A 15,333-nucleotide genomic window follows, 5' to 3' on the forward strand; every position below is an offset into this window, starting at 1 on the left:
ATAGAATCTCCCACAGGTCCACCCTAGGCTTTGAACACGGTGGGGCCTGTAGAGCGGCCTTGTGTCGCGATGGGCTGCAAAGCAGCCCCCTTCACCCGGTTGTATAGACCTGTAGCGCTATCAACCCCCCGTCATTGCTCGCTTTGCCATATGTCATCCGCGTTTCAAGCTGGCGCGTTCTGGGCCTATAATGGCACCCTTTTCGCCCAATGATTTTGCGGAGCTGGTGATGGTCGAACGTAAGGCTTCCGTCGAGCGCAATACCCTGGAAACCCAGGTCAAGTGCTCGATCAACCTCGATGGCAGTGGCAAGGCCCGATTCGATATCGGTGTGCCTTTCCTGGAACACATGCTGGACCAGATCGCCCGCCACGGGCTGATCGATCTGGATATCGAGTGCAAGGGTGACACCCATATCGACGACCACCATACCGTCGAAGACGTTGGCATCACCCTGGGCATGGCATTCGCCCAGGCCATCGGTGACAAGAAGGGCATCTTCCGCTACGGCCACGCCTACGTGCCGCTGGACGAAGCGCTGTCGCGCGTGGTCATCGACTTCTCGGGCCGCCCAGGCCTGCAAATGCATGTGCCGTATACCCGGGCCAGCGTCGGCGGCTTCGATGTCGACCTGTTCCAGGAGTTTTTCCAGGGCTTCGTCAACCACGCCCTGGTTACCCTGCACATCGACAACCTGCGTGGCCATAACACTCACCACCAGATCGAAACCGTGTTCAAGGCGTTCGGCCGTGCCCTGCGCATGGCGGTCACCCTGGACGAGCGCATGGCCGGCCAGATGCCGTCCACCAAAGGGTGCCTATAAATGCAGACGGTAGCCGTAATCGACTATGGCATGGGCAACCTGCACTCGGTGGCCAAGGCGCTCGAGCACGTCGGTGCCGGTAAAGTGCTGGTGACCAGTGATGCGGCGGTCATCCGCGAGGCGGATCGCGTGGTGTTCCCTGGGGTAGGTGCGATTCGCGACTGCATGGCCGAAATCCGCCGCCTGGGCTTCGACAGCCTGGTGCGCGAAGTCAGCCAGGACCGGCCGTTCCTGGGCATCTGCGTGGGTATGCAGGCACTGCTCGAACACAGCGAGGAGAACACCGGCGTCGACTGCATCGGTTTGTTCCCCGGCCAGGTGCGCTTCTTTGGCAAAGACCTGCAAGAAGACGGCGAGCACCTGAAGGTGCCGCACATGGGCTGGAACGAAGTCAGCCAGACCATCCACCACCCGCTGTGGCACGACATTCCGGACCGCGCACGTTTCTATTTCGTGCACAGCTACTACATCAATGCCGGCAAGCCGGGCCAGGTGGTTGGCCGTGGCCACTACGGCGTCGATTTCGCTGCCGCACTGGCCGATGGCTCGCGCTTCGCCGTGCAGTTCCACCCGGAGAAAAGCCATACCCATGGCCTGCAGCTGCTGCAGAATTTCGTCGCCTGGGACGGGCGTTGGTAAATGAGCAGGTCAAAGACCAAGGCCCCGATCATCACCCTGGCTCCTGAGCAGGAGCGCGACGCGCTCGCTACGCTCAAACGCTTCCTCGAAGACCGTTTCGAGCTGGAGCTGGGGTCTTTCGAGGTGGCTGAGGTCCTTGAGCTGTTCAGCAAAGAAATTGCACCCCATTACTACAACAGGGCGATTGCCGATGTTCAGCTGCACCTCAAGGAGCGGTTCGAGAGCATCGAAAGCGATCTGTGGGCGCTTGAAAAAAGCTGAAAGTTGCAAGCTTCAAGCTGCAAGCCGAAGCTGGATCGCCTATCGAATACACGACGCGCATTGCTTGCAGCTTGTCGCTTGCAACTTGCCGCTTGAATTGACGAAGGAAAGAGCATGCTGATTATCCCCGCTATCGATCTGAAGGACGGTGCCTGCGTGCGCCTGCGCCAGGGCCGTATGGAAGACTCCACGGTATTCTCCGACGACCCGGTGAGCATGGCCGCCAAGTGGGTCGAGGGTGGCTGCCGCCGCCTGCACCTGGTCGACCTGAACGGCGCCTTCGAAGGCCAGCCGGTCAACGGTGAAGTGGTCACTGCCATTGCCAAGCGCTACCCCACCCTGCCGATTCAGATCGGCGGCGGCATTCGTTCGCTGGAAACCATCGAGCACTACGTCAAGGCTGGCGTCAGCTATGTGATCATCGGCACCAAGGCGGTCAAGCAGCCAGCGTTCGTCGCCGAGGCGTGCAAGGCCTTCCCGGGCAAGGTCATCGTTGGCCTGGATGCCAAGGACGGCTTCGTCGCCACCGACGGCTGGGCCGAAGTCAGCTCGGTGCAGGTCATCGACCTGGCCAAGCGTTTCGAGGCCGATGGCGTTTCGGCGATCGTCTACACCGACATCGCCAAGGACGGCATGATGCAAGGCTGCAACGTGCCATTCACCAAGGCATTGGCCGAAGCCACCTCGATTCCGGTAATTGCCTCGGGCGGCATTCACAACCTGGGTGACATCAAGGCTCTGCTGGACGCCAAGGCCCCCGGCATCATCGGCGCCATCACCGGCCGTGCCATCTACGAAGGCACCCTCGACGTGGCCGAGGCCCAGGCCTTCTGCGACAACTATTGAATAGGAGCGGCAAGCTGCAAGCTGCAAGCTGCAAGAGAAAAGCCGGACCGCGTACTGCTTTATCTTGCAGCTTGCCGCTTGAAGCTTGCAGCTGCCCCCAGGAGCTTCCATGGCTTTAGCTAAACGCATCATCCCTTGCCTGGACGTGGACAACGGCCGGGTGGTCAAGGGCGTCAAGTTCGAGAACATCCGTGATGCCGGCGACCCGGTGGAAATTGCCCGTCGCTACAACGAGCAGGGTGCCGACGAAATCACTTTCCTCGACATCACCGCCAGCGTCGATGGCCGCGATACCACCCTGCATACCGTCGAGCGCATGGCCAGCCAGGTGTTCATCCCGCTGACCGTGGGCGGTGGCGTGCGTACCGTGCAGGACATCCGCAACCTGCTCAATGCCGGGGCAGACAAGGTGTCGATCAACACCGCCGCGGTGTTCAACCCGGAGTTCGTGGGCGAGGCGGCAGACCGTTTTGGCTCGCAGTGCATTGTCGTGGCCATCGACGCCAAGAAGGTGTCCGGGCCGGGTGAAGAACCCCGCTGGGAAATCTTCACCCACGGTGGGCGCAAGCCGACCGGGCTGGATGCGGTGGCATGGGCGAAGAAGATGGAGGGCCTGGGTGCCGGCGAGATCCTGCTGACCAGCATGGACCAGGACGGCATGAAGAGCGGCTTCGACCTGGGGGTTACCCGGGCCATCAGCGATGCGCTGGGTATTCCAGTGATTGCCTCGGGCGGGGTGGGTAACCTGCAGCACCTGGCTGACGGTATTGTGCAAGGGCATGCCAGCGCGGTGCTGGCGGCCAGCATTTTCCACTTTGGCGAGTACACGGTGCCGGAGGCCAAGGCCTACATGGCAGCGCGCGGGATCGTCGTTCGCTGAAACATTGATTGGGGCTGCTTGGCAGCCCTTCGCGGGCACGCCCGCTCCTACACTGTGGGAGCGGGCGTGCCCGCGAAAGGGCCGCAGCGCGGCCCCAATTGCATCACCCGTGGTTCTTGCCAAGCAATGCGTGATACAGCTCGGTATCCCCCAGAATCCCCACCAGTTTGTCGTTCTCCTGCAGCACCAGCTTGTTGCCGGTGTGGTAGCGAATCTGCAGCGCTTCACGCATGCCGATGTCCGCATGCACCAGCGTCGGCCGGCGCCCCAGGCCTTCCACCGACTGCCCCGGCGCCCATTGCTGCATCTCCAGGCCGTTTTGCCCTTGGCGTGCGCGCTTGATCGAGTTGCCTTCGCCCAGGTCCAGCCACGAGTCGCCGCTCGGGTCGAGGCACACCGAACCATTGACCCGTTTGCAGTTGTCCAGGCTGCGCATCAGGCTGCGGCCGCAAAGTACGTTCAGCGGGTTGGTGTGGGCGACGAAGGTACGCACGTACTCGTCGGCCGGGTTTAGCACGATTTCTTCCGGCTTGCTGTACTGGATGATCCGGCCGTCTTTCATGATCGCGATACGGCTACCCAGCTTCAACGCCTCGTCCAGGTCATGGCTGACGAACACGATGGTCTTGCTCAGTTTGGCCTGCAGGCCCAGCAGTTCGTCCTGCAAGCCCTGGCGGATCAGCGGGTCCAGTGCCGAGAAGGGTTCGTCCATCAGCAGGATGTCGGCGTCCATCGCCAGCGCGCGGGCCAGGCCAACACGTTGCTGCATGCCGCCCGACAGTTCGTCCGGCTTCTTGTTGCGCCACTGGGTCAGGCCCACCAGCTCAAGCTTCTCGTCGACCAGCTTGCGCCGTTCCTTCTCTGGCCGGCCCTGCATTTCCAGGCCAAAGCTGATGTTCTCGCGTACCGTCAGCCAGGGCATCAGGGCGAACTTCTGGAACACCATGGCAATGCGCTTGGTGCGCATCATTTTCAGCTCGGCCGGGGTGCAGTGGGCGATGTCGATGTGCTTGCCTTCATGTTCGACAAACAGCTTGCCGCGGCTGACGGTGTTCAGGCCGTTGATGCAGCGCAGCAGGCTCGACTTGCCCGAACCGGACAGGCCCATCAACACGCAGATCTCGCCCTTCTGGATGTCCAGGTTGGCTTTTTCGACGCCCACCACCAGGCCGGTCTGCTTGAGGATCTGCTCGCGAGTCTGGCCTTTGTCCAGCAGTGCCAGCGCCTCGCGTGGCTTGTTGGAGAAAATGACGTCGACGTCTTCGAAACGAATGATGCTCATGCTTCACCCCTTACCGGCAGTTCCGGTTGCTTGCAGATACGGTCGAGCATGATCGCCAGCAGCACGATCGCCAGGCCCGCTTCGAAGCCCAGGGAAATATCGGCGGTGTTCAGTGCGTTGACCACAGGTTTGCCCAGGCCGTCAGCGCCGACCAGGGCGGCGATCACCACCATCGACAGCGACAACATGATGCACTGGGTAACGCCGGCGGCGATGCTGGGCATCGCATGCGGCAGTTCGATACGGGTGAGCAGTTGGCGGCGCGAGCAGCCAAACGCCTTGCCGGCGTCCATCAGCTCCTGCGGTACGTCGCAGATGCCCAGATAGGTGAGGCGGATAGGGGCGGCAATGGCGAACACCACGGTCGAGATCAGCCCTGGCACCACGCCCAGGCCGAACAGCGTCAGGGTGGGGATCAGGTACACGAAGGTGGGCACCGTTTGCATCAGGTCGAGCACCGGGCGCATGGCGGTGTAGAACATCGGTTTGTGCGCGGCGACGATGCCCAGCGGCACACCGATGGCCACGCACACCACGGTGGCGAAGGTCACTTGTGCCAGGGTTTCCATGGTTTCTTGCCAGTAACCCAGGTTGAGAATCAACAGGAACGACAGGGCGACGAATGCGGTCAGCGACCATTTACGCTGGATGAGGTGCGCCAGGGCGGCGAACAGGGCGGTGAGGACGAACGGGTTGAACCAGGTCAAGGCACTGGTGACGCCGTGGATCATGAACTCCAGGCCCTGTGCGATGGCGTCGAAGTAATTCGCGCCGTGCAGGGTCAGCCATTCAACGAACGAGGCGATGTACTGACCCAGCGGTATTTTCTGATCGATAAGCATGATAGCGAGCTTCCACCTGCATAGATTGAACTCAACCCGGGGCAGGCACGGTCCTGCCCCGAGGTAGCGCTATGGCGAATTGCGTTATTGCGTCAGCTTGGCCTTGGCCGCCTCCAGGCCGGGTTTGCCATCCACGGTAGTCACGCCGGCCAACCAGGTGTCCAGCTTGCCTGGGTTGTCCTTGAGCCATTTCTTGGCAGCGGCCTCGGGCTTCATCTTGTCGTCCAGGACGTAGCCCATCATGGTGCTTTCATCCTTGAGCTCGAACGACAGGTTCTTCAGCAGTTGGCCAACGTTGCTGCACTCCTGCACGTAGCCTTTGCGGGTGTTGGTGTATACGGTCGCCTTGCCGAAGTCGGGGCCGAAGTATTCGTCCCCGCCGGTCAGGTACTGCATCTTGAAGCGGGTGTTCATCGGGTGCGGTTCCCAGCCCAGGAACACCATGGCTTCGCCACGTTTCTGCGCCCGGTCGACCTGCGACAGCATGCCGGCCTCGCTGGACTGCACCAGCTTGAAGCCGGCGTCTTTCAGGCCGAAGGCGTTCTTGTCGATCATGCTCTGGATGGTGCGGTTGCCATCGTTGCCGGGTTCGATGCCGTAGATCTTGCCGCCCAGCTCCTGCTTGAACTTGGCAATGTCGCTGAAATCCTTCAGGCCCTTGTCATACAGCGCCTGGGGCACGGCCAGGGTGTACTTGGCGTTTTCCAGGTTGGCGCGCACGGTGTCCACAGTGCCGGCGTCGCGGTACTGCTTGATATCGTTTTCCATGGTCGGCATCCAGTTGCCGAGAAACACGTCCAGGTCCTTGCCGGTAGCCAGCGACTTGTAGGTCACCGGTACCGAGATCATGGTGGTGTGGGTTTTGTAACCCAGTGCTTCGAGCACAACGCTGGTGGTCGCAGTGGTGACCGTGATGTCGGTCCAGCCGACATCGGAGAAACGGACCGTCTGGCACTGCTCGGGCTCGGCGGCCTGAGCCAGCAACGGTGCGGACAGCAACGCAACCAGCAACAGCGAGGGTGTACCTTTCATGGGTGGACTCCTGAGATTTTGTCTTCGGGTTCGCGTGGGTCGCCGAACGTTCTGACGGTCCGGTCGACCAGGCCTGCAGAGGGCAGGATGCGTGGCCGTGCTTTACGAGTCGCTTTCGATAATCCTCCACCGCCGGGCAATCGCCTACTGGTAGGGTCGTATCCAGTACGGAACGGGTCGTATCCAGTATGGGCGATGTCGCTTATGGATTTTTCCAACCCCTCGCCCGCATTTTTGCGTCACCAGGCCGATGGAAAACGGCGTGTCGGGCCCATTCCCCAGGTAAAACCGGTGCGGCGCTGCTGGACAAAATGGCGTCGGTTGCAGACGGCGAGGCGGCCGGTAAAAGCCCGATGATGCTGGCAATTCAAGGCGGCCCTGCTTGAGCCTAGCAGCTACCCCGCCGTGCGCATGGCGCGCACAGACAAGCCCAGCAAGAGGTGATTCGGTAATGGCCATCAGCGTGTTCGACCTGTTCAAGATCGGTGTCGGGCCTTCCAGCTCCCACACCGTCGGCCCCATGCGTGCTGGCGCCCTGTTTGTCCAAGGGCTGCGCGAGCGCGGCGAGTTGGAACGGGTGCGGCGGATCGAGGTGCGCCTGTATGGCTCGCTGTCGGCCACCGGCGTCGGCCACGGCACCGACAACGCCACCATCATGGGGCTGATGGGGGAATGGCCAGACGCCATTGACCCGACCCAGATCGTGCCGCGCATCGCCGACCTGCGCGAAACCAATACCCTCAAGCTGGACGGGCGCCTGCCTGTCGAGTTCGTGTGGGCGCGCGACATGCTGCTGCTGGACGAAAACCTGCCCTACCACCCCAACGCCATGACCTTGGTTGCCGAAGGCGAGCAGGGCGAGTTGCACCGAGACACCTATTACTCGGTGGGTGGCGGCTTTGTGGTGGATGCCGCGCAGGCCGCCAGTGGCGTGCTCGATGCCGACCAGACGGTGCTGCCGTACGATTTCAACAGCGCCGCCGAGCTGCTGCAGCTGTGCAAGCAAAACGACCTCAGCGTGTCGCAATTGATGATGGCCAACGAAAAGGTCTGGCGCAGTGAAGAGGAGATTCACGCCGGCTTGCGCAAGCTCTGGCAAGCCATGCAGGAATGCGTCAACAACGGCCTGAAATACGAGGGTACGTTGCCCGGTGGGCTAAATGTGCGCCGCCGCGCCGCCAAGCTGCACCGCAGCCTGCAGGAGATCGGCAAGCCCAACGTGATCGGCTCGACCATGAGTGCCATGGAGTGGGTCAACCTGTTCGCCCTGGCTGTCAACGAAGAGAACGCCGCAGGCGGGCGCATGGTGACGGCGCCTACCAACGGCGCGGCGGGCATCATCCCGGCGGTATTGCACTACTACATGCGCTTCAGCGATGAGGTGGACGAGTCCAGTGTTACCGATTTCTTCCTGGGCGCTGCGGCGGTCGGCATCCTGTGCAAGAAGAACGCCTCCATCTCCGGCGCCGAAGTAGGCTGCCAGGGTGAGGTCGGCTCTGCCTGCGCCATGGCCGCTGCCGGCCTTGCGCAAGTGTTGGGCGCGACCCCGGCGCAGCTGGAAAACGCCGCGGAAATTGCCCTGGAGCACAACCTGGGGCTCACCTGCGACCCGGTGGGCGGGTTGGTGCAGGTGCCGTGCATCGAGCGCAACGCGATTGCTGCGGTAAAAGCCATCAACGCGGTGCAAATGGCCCTGCGTGGCGATGGCGAGCACTTCATTTCCCTCGACCAGGTGATCCGTACCATGCGCGACACCGGTGCCGACATGCACGACAAGTACAAGGAAACCTCCCGCGGTGGCCTGGCGGTCAATGCCATCGAATGCTGATGTTCCAGTAGGCACCCAGGGCCTCTTGGCGGTTGAACCCGGCAAGAGGCCCTCGAGTTTCAAGGCAGCGCAAAATGCCTGCCAATGCTCCTTTATGGTGCACTCGAATCTGCCAATTGCCGGATGTCGTAATCAGTGTGGGACTTGTCGGTGACACTAAACAGTGTCGTTTCTGGGCAACTGCCCAATGGCGTGTCACCAAACTGCTCAGCCGTTACCCGCACGGCGCCTAGCACGGCTGTTTGAGACAACTTGGCCAGCACATCCAAAGCCTATGATTTGCCTGACAAAGGGGTCGTTTTCAGGTTTTTTTGGATGGCCATTCAATTTCAGGCACGGCGTTTGCGTAGGTAATGGTCACCCACCCCCGGCATGTGACGGGGGCAATAACAAGAAAATGAGTGCCCGCCTGAGGCACATCCAGCATTTGTGTGAGGAGAAACCGCGATGACGTCCTACACCTCCGGGACCCCGTCCCAGAACCGCACAGCACCCCAGTCCATCGGGTTTCTTCTATTGGACAATTTCACCCTGATTTCCCTGGCTTCGGCTGTGGAGCCCCTGCGCATGGCCAACCAGCTGTCCGGCCGCGAACTGTACCGCTGGCACACGCTGACGGTCGATGGCGGCCAGGTGTGGGCCAGCGATGGTTTGCAGATTACCCCGGACGCGGCAATGCACAGCGCCCCTGCGATCGACACCGTGATCGTCTGCGGCGGTGTAGGCATTCAGCGCACCGTGACCCGCGAGCACGTAACCTGGCTGCAAGCCCAGGCGCGTCAGTCCCGGCGCCTGGGTGCCGTGTGCACGGGCAGCTGGGCCTTGGCCTGTGCCGGCCTGCTCGACGGCTTTGATTGCAGCGTGCACTGGGAATGCCTGGCCGCCATGCAGGAGGCCTACCCGCGGGTCAACATGAGTACCCGCCTGTTCACCCTCGACCGCAACCGCTTCACCAGCTCTGGCGGCACCGCGCCGCTGGACATGATGCTGCACCTGATCAGCCGCGACCACGGCCGCGAGCTGTCGGCGGCCATTTCCGAAATGTTCGTCTACGAGCGCATTCGCAACGAGCAGGATCACCAGCGCGTGCCGCTCAAGCACATGCTCGGCACCAACCAGCCGAAGTTGCAGGAAATCGTCGCGCTGATGGAAGCCAACCTGGAAGAGCCGATCGACCTGGACGAGTTGGCGGTGTATGTGTCGGTGTCGCGGCGCCAGCTCGAGCGGTTGTTCCAGAAGTACCTGCACTGCTCGCCGTCGCGCTACTACCTGAAGCTGCGCCTTATCCGCGCCCGGCAGCTGCTCAAACAGACACCCATGTCGATCATCGAAGTGGCATCGGTGTGCGGTTTCGTCTCCACGCCGCACTTCTCCAAATGCTACCGCGAGTACTTCGGCATTCCGCCGCGTGATGAGCGCGTGGGCTCCAACACCACGCAGCAGGTGGCAATGATGCCGATTCCGCAGGCCATGACCTTGTCGCCGCACAGCGGGCCGATGGCTGCCCTGAGTCAGGCGCGTAACGAATCGACCTTTGCCAGCGTAAGGCTCTGAAACGGCATCGCCGGCAAGCCGGCTCCCGTAGGTCTTGCACAGGTCTTGAGCCTGTGTGATCCCTGTGGGAGCTGGCTTGCCGGCGATAGGGCCGTAACAGAAGAAATCAGGCGCGCTTGTTGAACTGCGCCAATGCCGGCAACAACTGCTTGTCGATGGCCTGGCGTACCGCCGGCAGAATCGTCGCGCTACCGGTATACATCTGTTCCACCATCCCCTTCAGGGCCCGTGCATTGGGCTCGGTCAGCCCGCGCACCACTGCCTCGCAGGCCTGCTCGGCAGTGGCCCCGGCTGGAATGTCGAACCCACGCGCCCGCAGGTGGCCTGCCAGGTCGTCCTGATCAATCAAATCCGCATGCATCATGGCTGTTGTCCCTTTTATCGCGAAGAGAGTGCTGCTGTGATTTACGACCGATTCTGTGACGCGGGCGACAGACCCGCAACAACAGAATGCCGGCATGGCTGCCATGGCTAAGAACAGGTCGTTTACGGCTAAATCCAGCGCCTTCCCAGGCCCCACACTGAGGCCATTCACGGTACCAGAGGGTTTGGTCACCCTCGTTCATGCACAGTGGATGTTGCTCGCTCTTGGCCCCGGATGCTCACGGCTTTCCGGGGTTATTTTTTGGGCGCAGGGTGTGTTCTGGCTCGGCGCATCGGCCTGCCCGGCCTGTGCACTGGTGCTGGAAAACAACAGTGCAATCAACCAACACTTCCATGTTCATCTAGGGCCGATGCACACCTGGTAAATCTGTCAGTTGTTTTCGGTTGGCGACTGCCCCGTAATTTTACTTTCCAGTGAAATGGGGAATTCGCTATGAAGTTCTGGCTGCGTTTGATTTCAGCAACCGTATTGGTCGTGGCAAGCATGGGCCTGCTTGCCAGCAGTGATGAGGCAATATCGCCGCCCTTGCAGCTTTTCCAAATGGCTGAAGATGATGATCCAGTCGCTCTCCAGGACAATAACGAGATCCATCCATTGCTCAATGATCTGTTAAAGGATCCCGCTACCGAGCAGGTGCATCGCGTGCGTGTGAATGCAGCAGTCGTCACCGCGGCCACGACAACGCTGAGTGTTCCGTTGGGTGAGCACAAGAACGCTACCTTCAGGCTGCGGCGTAGCGATCCGCCGGCCCCGGGGATGGTGGGGTGGGTCGGAGATTCGGTGGCTGGGCCGGATGAAAGCAACACGACTGAAATTGATTTTGATCCTTTTACCTGGATCTCCCTCGTCCGCGATGGGCAGAAGTTGGTGGGGGCTATTCACATTGGCGGGGTCTCCTACGAACTGCACTATATTGGGGCCGGGCAACATGTGCTCGTCCAGATCGACGAAGCCAAGCGCCCTGTCGACAAGTTCATTGAACCGCGTCGGCAGCCACAACAGCCCAGTGCTCACAGAGTGCCAAGTTCAGACCACAGCACCATCCGTGTGCTGTTTTTTACAACCCATGAACGGCGCGTCAAAAACCCGGATTACCGTGCGACGCTAGCCCGTGTCGTGCAAGATGCCAATCAGGTGATGCTCAACTCGAATGTACCCGTTACTGTCAGTATTGCGGGGTTCATGGAGCCTGATTACAAGGAAGGCGACAAGACCGGTGTAGAGCAGTTCAGGGACTTCAGGACGCCGGGTCGAGACTTGAATAATGAGGTGCAGCGCTGGCGCGATGAGCTTCTGGCCGACGTGGTAACGCTGTATACGTCCTACCCGGGTACAGGGGGTGAGGTCGCCACAGGCGGCTATGTCATTGTCGGTGCTGCTGAAGCGTTCGCTCACGAGATTGGGCACGTGTTGGGCGCCGCGCACGGTTGGAACGGAACATCGCCTGGCTACAAGTTCGGTTATAGCCATGATAATCCGAAATTCCATACCCGGATGGTCACCACATGGGGGGCCATACCCTATTTCTCCAACCCAAGGCTCACTTATCAAGGCGTGCCAATAGGTACGCCCGAACACCATGATGTGGCTCGCACCCTCGATGAGCATCGGGAAGAAATCGAAAACCTCTACCCCCCACCAACCGCACCTAGACTCTATGTTGAACTTTATGCGGAGCGTAATTTTCTCGGTCAGCAGTGCAGCATATTCATGGTGCCCGGCATGCATCTGCCCCCTTGCACCGCCGTGAAATCAATGAAGGTCAGTGACTTTACCGACGGCAGCAAGTTTTGCTTGAAGTCCTACAGGCTCGATCTGTCGTCTTGTTATGTGGGTGCCTATGCAGGCGACTTTGAAGTCGCAGATATCGACAAGAAAGCGGCATTGCCGCACGGCTTGCGTCGTGAAGACTCCGGCTCGAAACCACTGGTTGGCAATATCGACCACGTTGAGTATGCGAGGGATAACAAACTCACCATCCAACTCTACTCGCAGGCGAATTTTCGAGGTGCTTCTTGTGAGCTTCGGCTCCCCGCCGGGGCTGTTTACGACCTGTCAACCTGGGCTGCGTGTAGCGCGGTGTCCAACGGCAAGTCGCGTTCGGCGAAGGTTTACGGCTTTCTTGGCGATGCCAGGAAGCTCTGCTTCCATAGCGAAACCTCGGCCAAGAGCCTGTGCTTCAGCGGGTCTTACAAAGGCCGTTTTGAGGTCGCCAATTGGGACAGTGCCAGTGGGCTGCCTGAAAACCTCATCAGGGTTCATCGGGGGGGAGGGTATATGAACGGGGCCATCTATCGTGTCTCCTACGATATTGATACACATGATCAACCGCCTATGCCCAGCCGTTGATGTGCGTGGGTAAGGGGCCGAAGGGTCAGCAGGTTGAGCCGTCCGCCGGCTGGCTCAGGCGGCGGATGGTTGCGCCAACGTAGTTGGGTATCGACAAATCATCCTGTTGCGTTTGCAGGTGATGTATCGCCGCCATGCTGCGCGCTTCGAACGGCGCGGATTTCGGCCCCGCCAGGTCAACGTGCAGGAGCATCTGCTCGCTGGCAGCCAGCACCTCATCGAACCCGGCCCGGTGCAGGCTGTGATAGACATGCAGGCGCTTGCGATCAACGCCGACGATCTGCGTCTGCACCCACACCTCGGTGCCAAGCTTCACCTCATGCAGGTAGTTGATGTGCGCCTCCAGGGTGAACAGCGAATGCCCACTCTGCCCTCGGCTGTCGGCATCCAGGCCGATGCGCTCCATCAGCGCATCGGTGGCGTAGCTGAAAATCAGCAGGTAGAAGGCATCGCGCAGGTGCCCGTTGTAGTCCACCCAGCCCTCCTGGACTGGGGTGCGATAGGTGATCAGTGCGGGCATTGTGGGCTCCTCATTCGCCGAACGACATGCCGTGCGTTTGCTTGCTGCTCTTTACGGCTTCAAGCACTGCAAGCAGGGTGTCATCACGATAGCGTTCCAGTGCGGCAATGCTGCGTTCACCCAGTTGCGCCGAGGTGCCGTCCACCACATCGTCAATCAGTTTGTCGGTCAGTTCCGGTGCGGGCAGGTAGGTCCACGGCAGTTTCAGCGCCGGGCCGAACTGCGACATGAAGTGGCGCATGCCTGCATCGCCACCGGCCAGGGTGTAGGTGAGGAAGGTGCCCATGAACGACCAGCGCAGGCCGGCGCCAAAGCGGATTGCGTCGTCGATTTCACCGGTGGTCGCCACGCCGTCGTTCACCAGGTGCAGGGCCTCGCGCCAGAGTGCTTCGAGCAGGCGGTCGGCAATGAAACCGGGCACTTCCTTGCGCACGTGCAGCGGGCGCATGCCCAGGGCGGTATAGATGACCTTCGCCGCCTCGATGGCTTCGGGCGCGGTACGTTTGCCACCGACGATTTCCACCAGCGGCAGCAGGTACACCGGGTTGAACGGGTGGCCCACCACGCAGCGCTCGGGGTGCGTGGCAGACTCGTAGAACTTGCTGGGCAGCAGGCCGGAAGTGCTGGAGCCGATGATGGCCTCGGGCTTGGCCGCGGCGCTTATTTTTGCGTGCAGGTCGAGCTTCAGGTCCAGCCGCTCTGGTGCGCTTTCCTGAATGAAATCGGCACCGCGTACGCATTCCTCGATGGTGGCGACGAACTTCAGGCGGGCTTGTGACGCGCCGGGCGCCAGCCCCTGCTTCTCAAGCGCTGGCCAGGCATTGGCAATACGCTTGCGCAGCGCCGGCTCCGCGCCAGGTGCAGGGTCCCAGGCGATTACGTCCAGGCCGTGGGCCAGGGCGCGGGCAACCCAGCCGCTGCCGATCACGCCGCTACCCAGCGCGGCGAAGGTCTTGATCTCGGTGATGAAGGGCATATCGGTCTCCTGAGTGGGATCAGCGGCGCTTGAGGTTCATTTTTTCCCGGCCTTCTGCCGGGCTGAGCACGCGGCCACCCATGCGGGTGATGATTTCGGCAGCGCGTTCCACCAGCTGGCCATTGCTGGCCAGCACGCCACGGTCCAGGTACAGGTTGTCTTCCAGGCCCACCCGCACGTTGCCGCCAAGCAGCACGGCCTGAGCCGCCATCGGCATCTGCATGCGGCCGATGCCGAAGCCGGCCCAGGTGACGTTGGCCGGCAGGTTGTCGACCATGGCCTTCATGGTGGAGGTATCAGCCGGCGCGCCCCACGGGATGCCCAGGCACAGCTGGAACAATGGGTCTTCGAGCAGGCCCTCTTTCATCATCTGCTTGGCGAACCACAGGTGGCCGGTGTCGAAAATCTCCAGCTCGGCTTTCACACCCAGCTCGGTGATGCGCTTGGCACCGGCGCGCAGTTGCGCGGGGGTGGAGACGTAGATGGCGTTGCCGTCGCCGAAGTTGAGGGTGCCGCAGTCGAGGGTGCAGATTTCCGGCAGCAGGGCTTCGACGTGGGCCAGGCGCTCCAGCGGGCCGATCAGGTCGGTGCCGGGGCCGAACTCCATCGGCGATTCGCCCGGGCCGATTTCCAGGTCGCCCCCCATGCCAGCGGTGAGGTTGACGATGATGTCTACGTCGGCTTCACGAATGCGCTCCATGACTTCGCGGTACAGCGCCACGTCACGGCTAAAGCGGCCGGTTTGCGGGTCGCGCACGTGGCAGTGGACCACGGTGGCGCCGGCTTTGGCGGCTTCGACGGCGGATTCGGCGATCTGTTTCGGGGTGACCGGGACCAGGTGGCTTCTGGCGACCGTGTCGCCAGCGCCGGTGAGGGCGCAGGTGATGATGACGTCGTGGTTCATGGCTTTGTTCCTTGTGTTGTTTGTGCTGGCCCTTTCGCTTGTAGGAGCGGCCTTGTGTCGCGAAAGGGCCGCGAAGCGGCCCCAGATTTCAGCAGCGCGCACAAATCCTGGGGCTGCTGGCGCAGCCCTTTCGCGACACAAGGCCGCTCCTACAGGCGAAGAGGCCGGATCAGTTGGCGGTGAGCTTGCGGTTGTCCGCAGCCGGCTTGCCG

At 61.4% G+C, this 15,333-nt stretch carries 15 protein-coding genes; 8 read left to right on the plus strand and 7 right to left on the minus strand.

What is annotated here, in order from left to right:
• Positions 1–229 precede the first annotated feature (229 nt).
• The 5 genes from hisB to hisF all read left to right on the plus strand — a co-directional run bounded on the left by hisB (position 230) and on the right by hisF (position 3,449).
• Positions 230–823, plus strand: coding sequence for an imidazoleglycerol-phosphate dehydratase HisB (gene hisB / locus GYA94_RS09545; protein ID WP_009682881.1), 594 nt, complete (start codon positions 230–232; stop codon positions 821–823).
• Positions 824–1,462: an imidazole glycerol phosphate synthase subunit HisH gene (gene hisH / locus GYA94_RS09550; RefSeq protein ID WP_009682882.1), complete on the plus strand. Its 639-nt coding sequence runs from the start codon at positions 824–826 to the stop codon at positions 1,460–1,462.
• Positions 1,463–1,723 (plus strand): DUF2164 domain-containing protein, encoded by a 261-nt coding sequence (locus GYA94_RS09555; protein ID WP_009682883.1) that lies wholly within the window; start codon positions 1,463–1,465, stop codon positions 1,721–1,723.
• A 114-nt stretch (positions 1,724–1,837) separates the two neighbouring features.
• Positions 1,838–2,569, plus strand: coding sequence for a 1-(5-phosphoribosyl)-5-[(5-phosphoribosylamino)methylideneamino]imidazole-4-carboxamide isomerase (gene hisA / locus GYA94_RS09560; RefSeq protein WP_009682884.1), 732 nt, complete (start codon positions 1,838–1,840; stop codon positions 2,567–2,569).
• 109 nt (positions 2,570–2,678) lie between these two features.
• Positions 2,679–3,449 carry an imidazole glycerol phosphate synthase subunit HisF gene (gene hisF, locus GYA94_RS09565; RefSeq protein WP_029886410.1) on the plus strand — a complete coding sequence of 257 codons (771 nt, stop codon included), beginning with the start codon at positions 2,679–2,681 and terminating at the stop codon, positions 3,447–3,449.
• A 103-nt stretch (positions 3,450–3,552) separates the two neighbouring features.
• Here the strand turns inward: hisF and choV are convergent, their stop codons facing one another.
• From choV to GYA94_RS09580, 3 genes are all read right to left on the minus strand, one after another.
• Positions 3,553–4,731, minus strand: coding sequence for a choline ABC transporter ATP-binding protein (gene choV, locus GYA94_RS09570; RefSeq protein ID WP_009682886.1), 1,179 nt, complete (start codon positions 4,729–4,731; stop codon positions 3,553–3,555).
• Entirely contained in the window at positions 4,728–5,576 is an 849-nt protein-coding gene (choW, locus tag GYA94_RS09575; protein WP_172828412.1) for a choline ABC transporter permease subunit, read from the minus strand. Before choW ends, choV begins: the two co-directional genes overlap by 4 nt.
• A gap of 81 nt (positions 5,577–5,657) precedes the next feature.
• Positions 5,658–6,605: a choline ABC transporter substrate-binding protein gene (locus GYA94_RS09580; RefSeq protein WP_029886408.1), complete on the minus strand. Its 948-nt coding sequence runs from the start codon at positions 6,603–6,605 to the stop codon at positions 5,658–5,660.
• Between the two features lie 451 nt (positions 6,606–7,056).
• Between GYA94_RS09580 and GYA94_RS09585 the strand changes: the two genes are divergently transcribed.
• Both GYA94_RS09585 and gbdR read left to right on the plus strand, forming a co-directional pair.
• Entirely contained in the window at positions 7,057–8,433 is a 1,377-nt protein-coding gene (locus GYA94_RS09585) for an L-serine ammonia-lyase (protein WP_110678157.1), read from the plus strand.
• 447 nt (positions 8,434–8,880) lie between these two features.
• Complete coding sequence (gbdR, locus tag GYA94_RS09590; RefSeq protein ID WP_009682890.1) at positions 8,881–9,987, plus strand: choline metabolism transcriptional regulator GbdR; 1,107 nt, start codon at positions 8,881–8,883, stop codon at positions 9,985–9,987.
• Positions 9,988–10,093: 106 nt separating this feature from the next.
• Here the strand turns inward: gbdR and GYA94_RS09595 are convergent, their stop codons facing one another.
• Positions 10,094–10,351, minus strand: coding sequence for a hypothetical protein (locus GYA94_RS09595; RefSeq protein WP_009682891.1), 258 nt, complete (start codon positions 10,349–10,351; stop codon positions 10,094–10,096).
• Positions 10,352–10,804: 453 nt separating this feature from the next.
• Here GYA94_RS09595 and GYA94_RS09600 point away from each other — a divergent pair, with 453 nt between their 5' ends.
• Positions 10,805–12,721: a reprolysin-like metallopeptidase gene (locus tag GYA94_RS09600; protein WP_110678153.1), complete on the plus strand. Its 1,917-nt coding sequence runs from the start codon at positions 10,805–10,807 to the stop codon at positions 12,719–12,721.
• 25 nt (positions 12,722–12,746) lie between these two features.
• Here GYA94_RS09600 and GYA94_RS09605 read toward each other — a convergent pair whose 3' ends face one another.
• From GYA94_RS09605 to cdhC, 3 genes are read right to left on the minus strand one after another with little or no spacing between them, the layout of a single operon-like run.
• A complete protein-coding gene (locus tag GYA94_RS09605; RefSeq protein ID WP_110678151.1) occupies positions 12,747–13,241 on the minus strand; it encodes a thioesterase family protein in 495 nt (164 codons plus the stop codon).
• A gap of 10 nt (positions 13,242–13,251) precedes the next feature.
• Positions 13,252–14,217, minus strand: a complete 966-nt coding sequence (locus GYA94_RS09610; RefSeq protein WP_161892198.1) for an L-carnitine dehydrogenase — start codon at positions 14,215–14,217, stop codon at positions 13,252–13,254.
• 19 nt (positions 14,218–14,236) lie between these two features.
• On the minus strand, positions 14,237–15,121 hold the full coding sequence (gene cdhC / locus GYA94_RS09615; protein ID WP_161892199.1) for a 3-dehydrocarnitine:acetyl-CoA trimethylamine transferase CdhC: 885 nt from the start codon (positions 15,119–15,121) through the stop codon (positions 14,237–14,239).
• Between the last annotated feature and the right edge of the window lie 212 nt (positions 15,122–15,333).

The organism is Pseudomonas juntendi (assembly GCF_009932375.1).
In the GTDB taxonomy this organism is placed as follows: domain Bacteria; phylum Pseudomonadota; class Gammaproteobacteria; order Pseudomonadales; family Pseudomonadaceae; genus Aquipseudomonas; species Aquipseudomonas juntendi.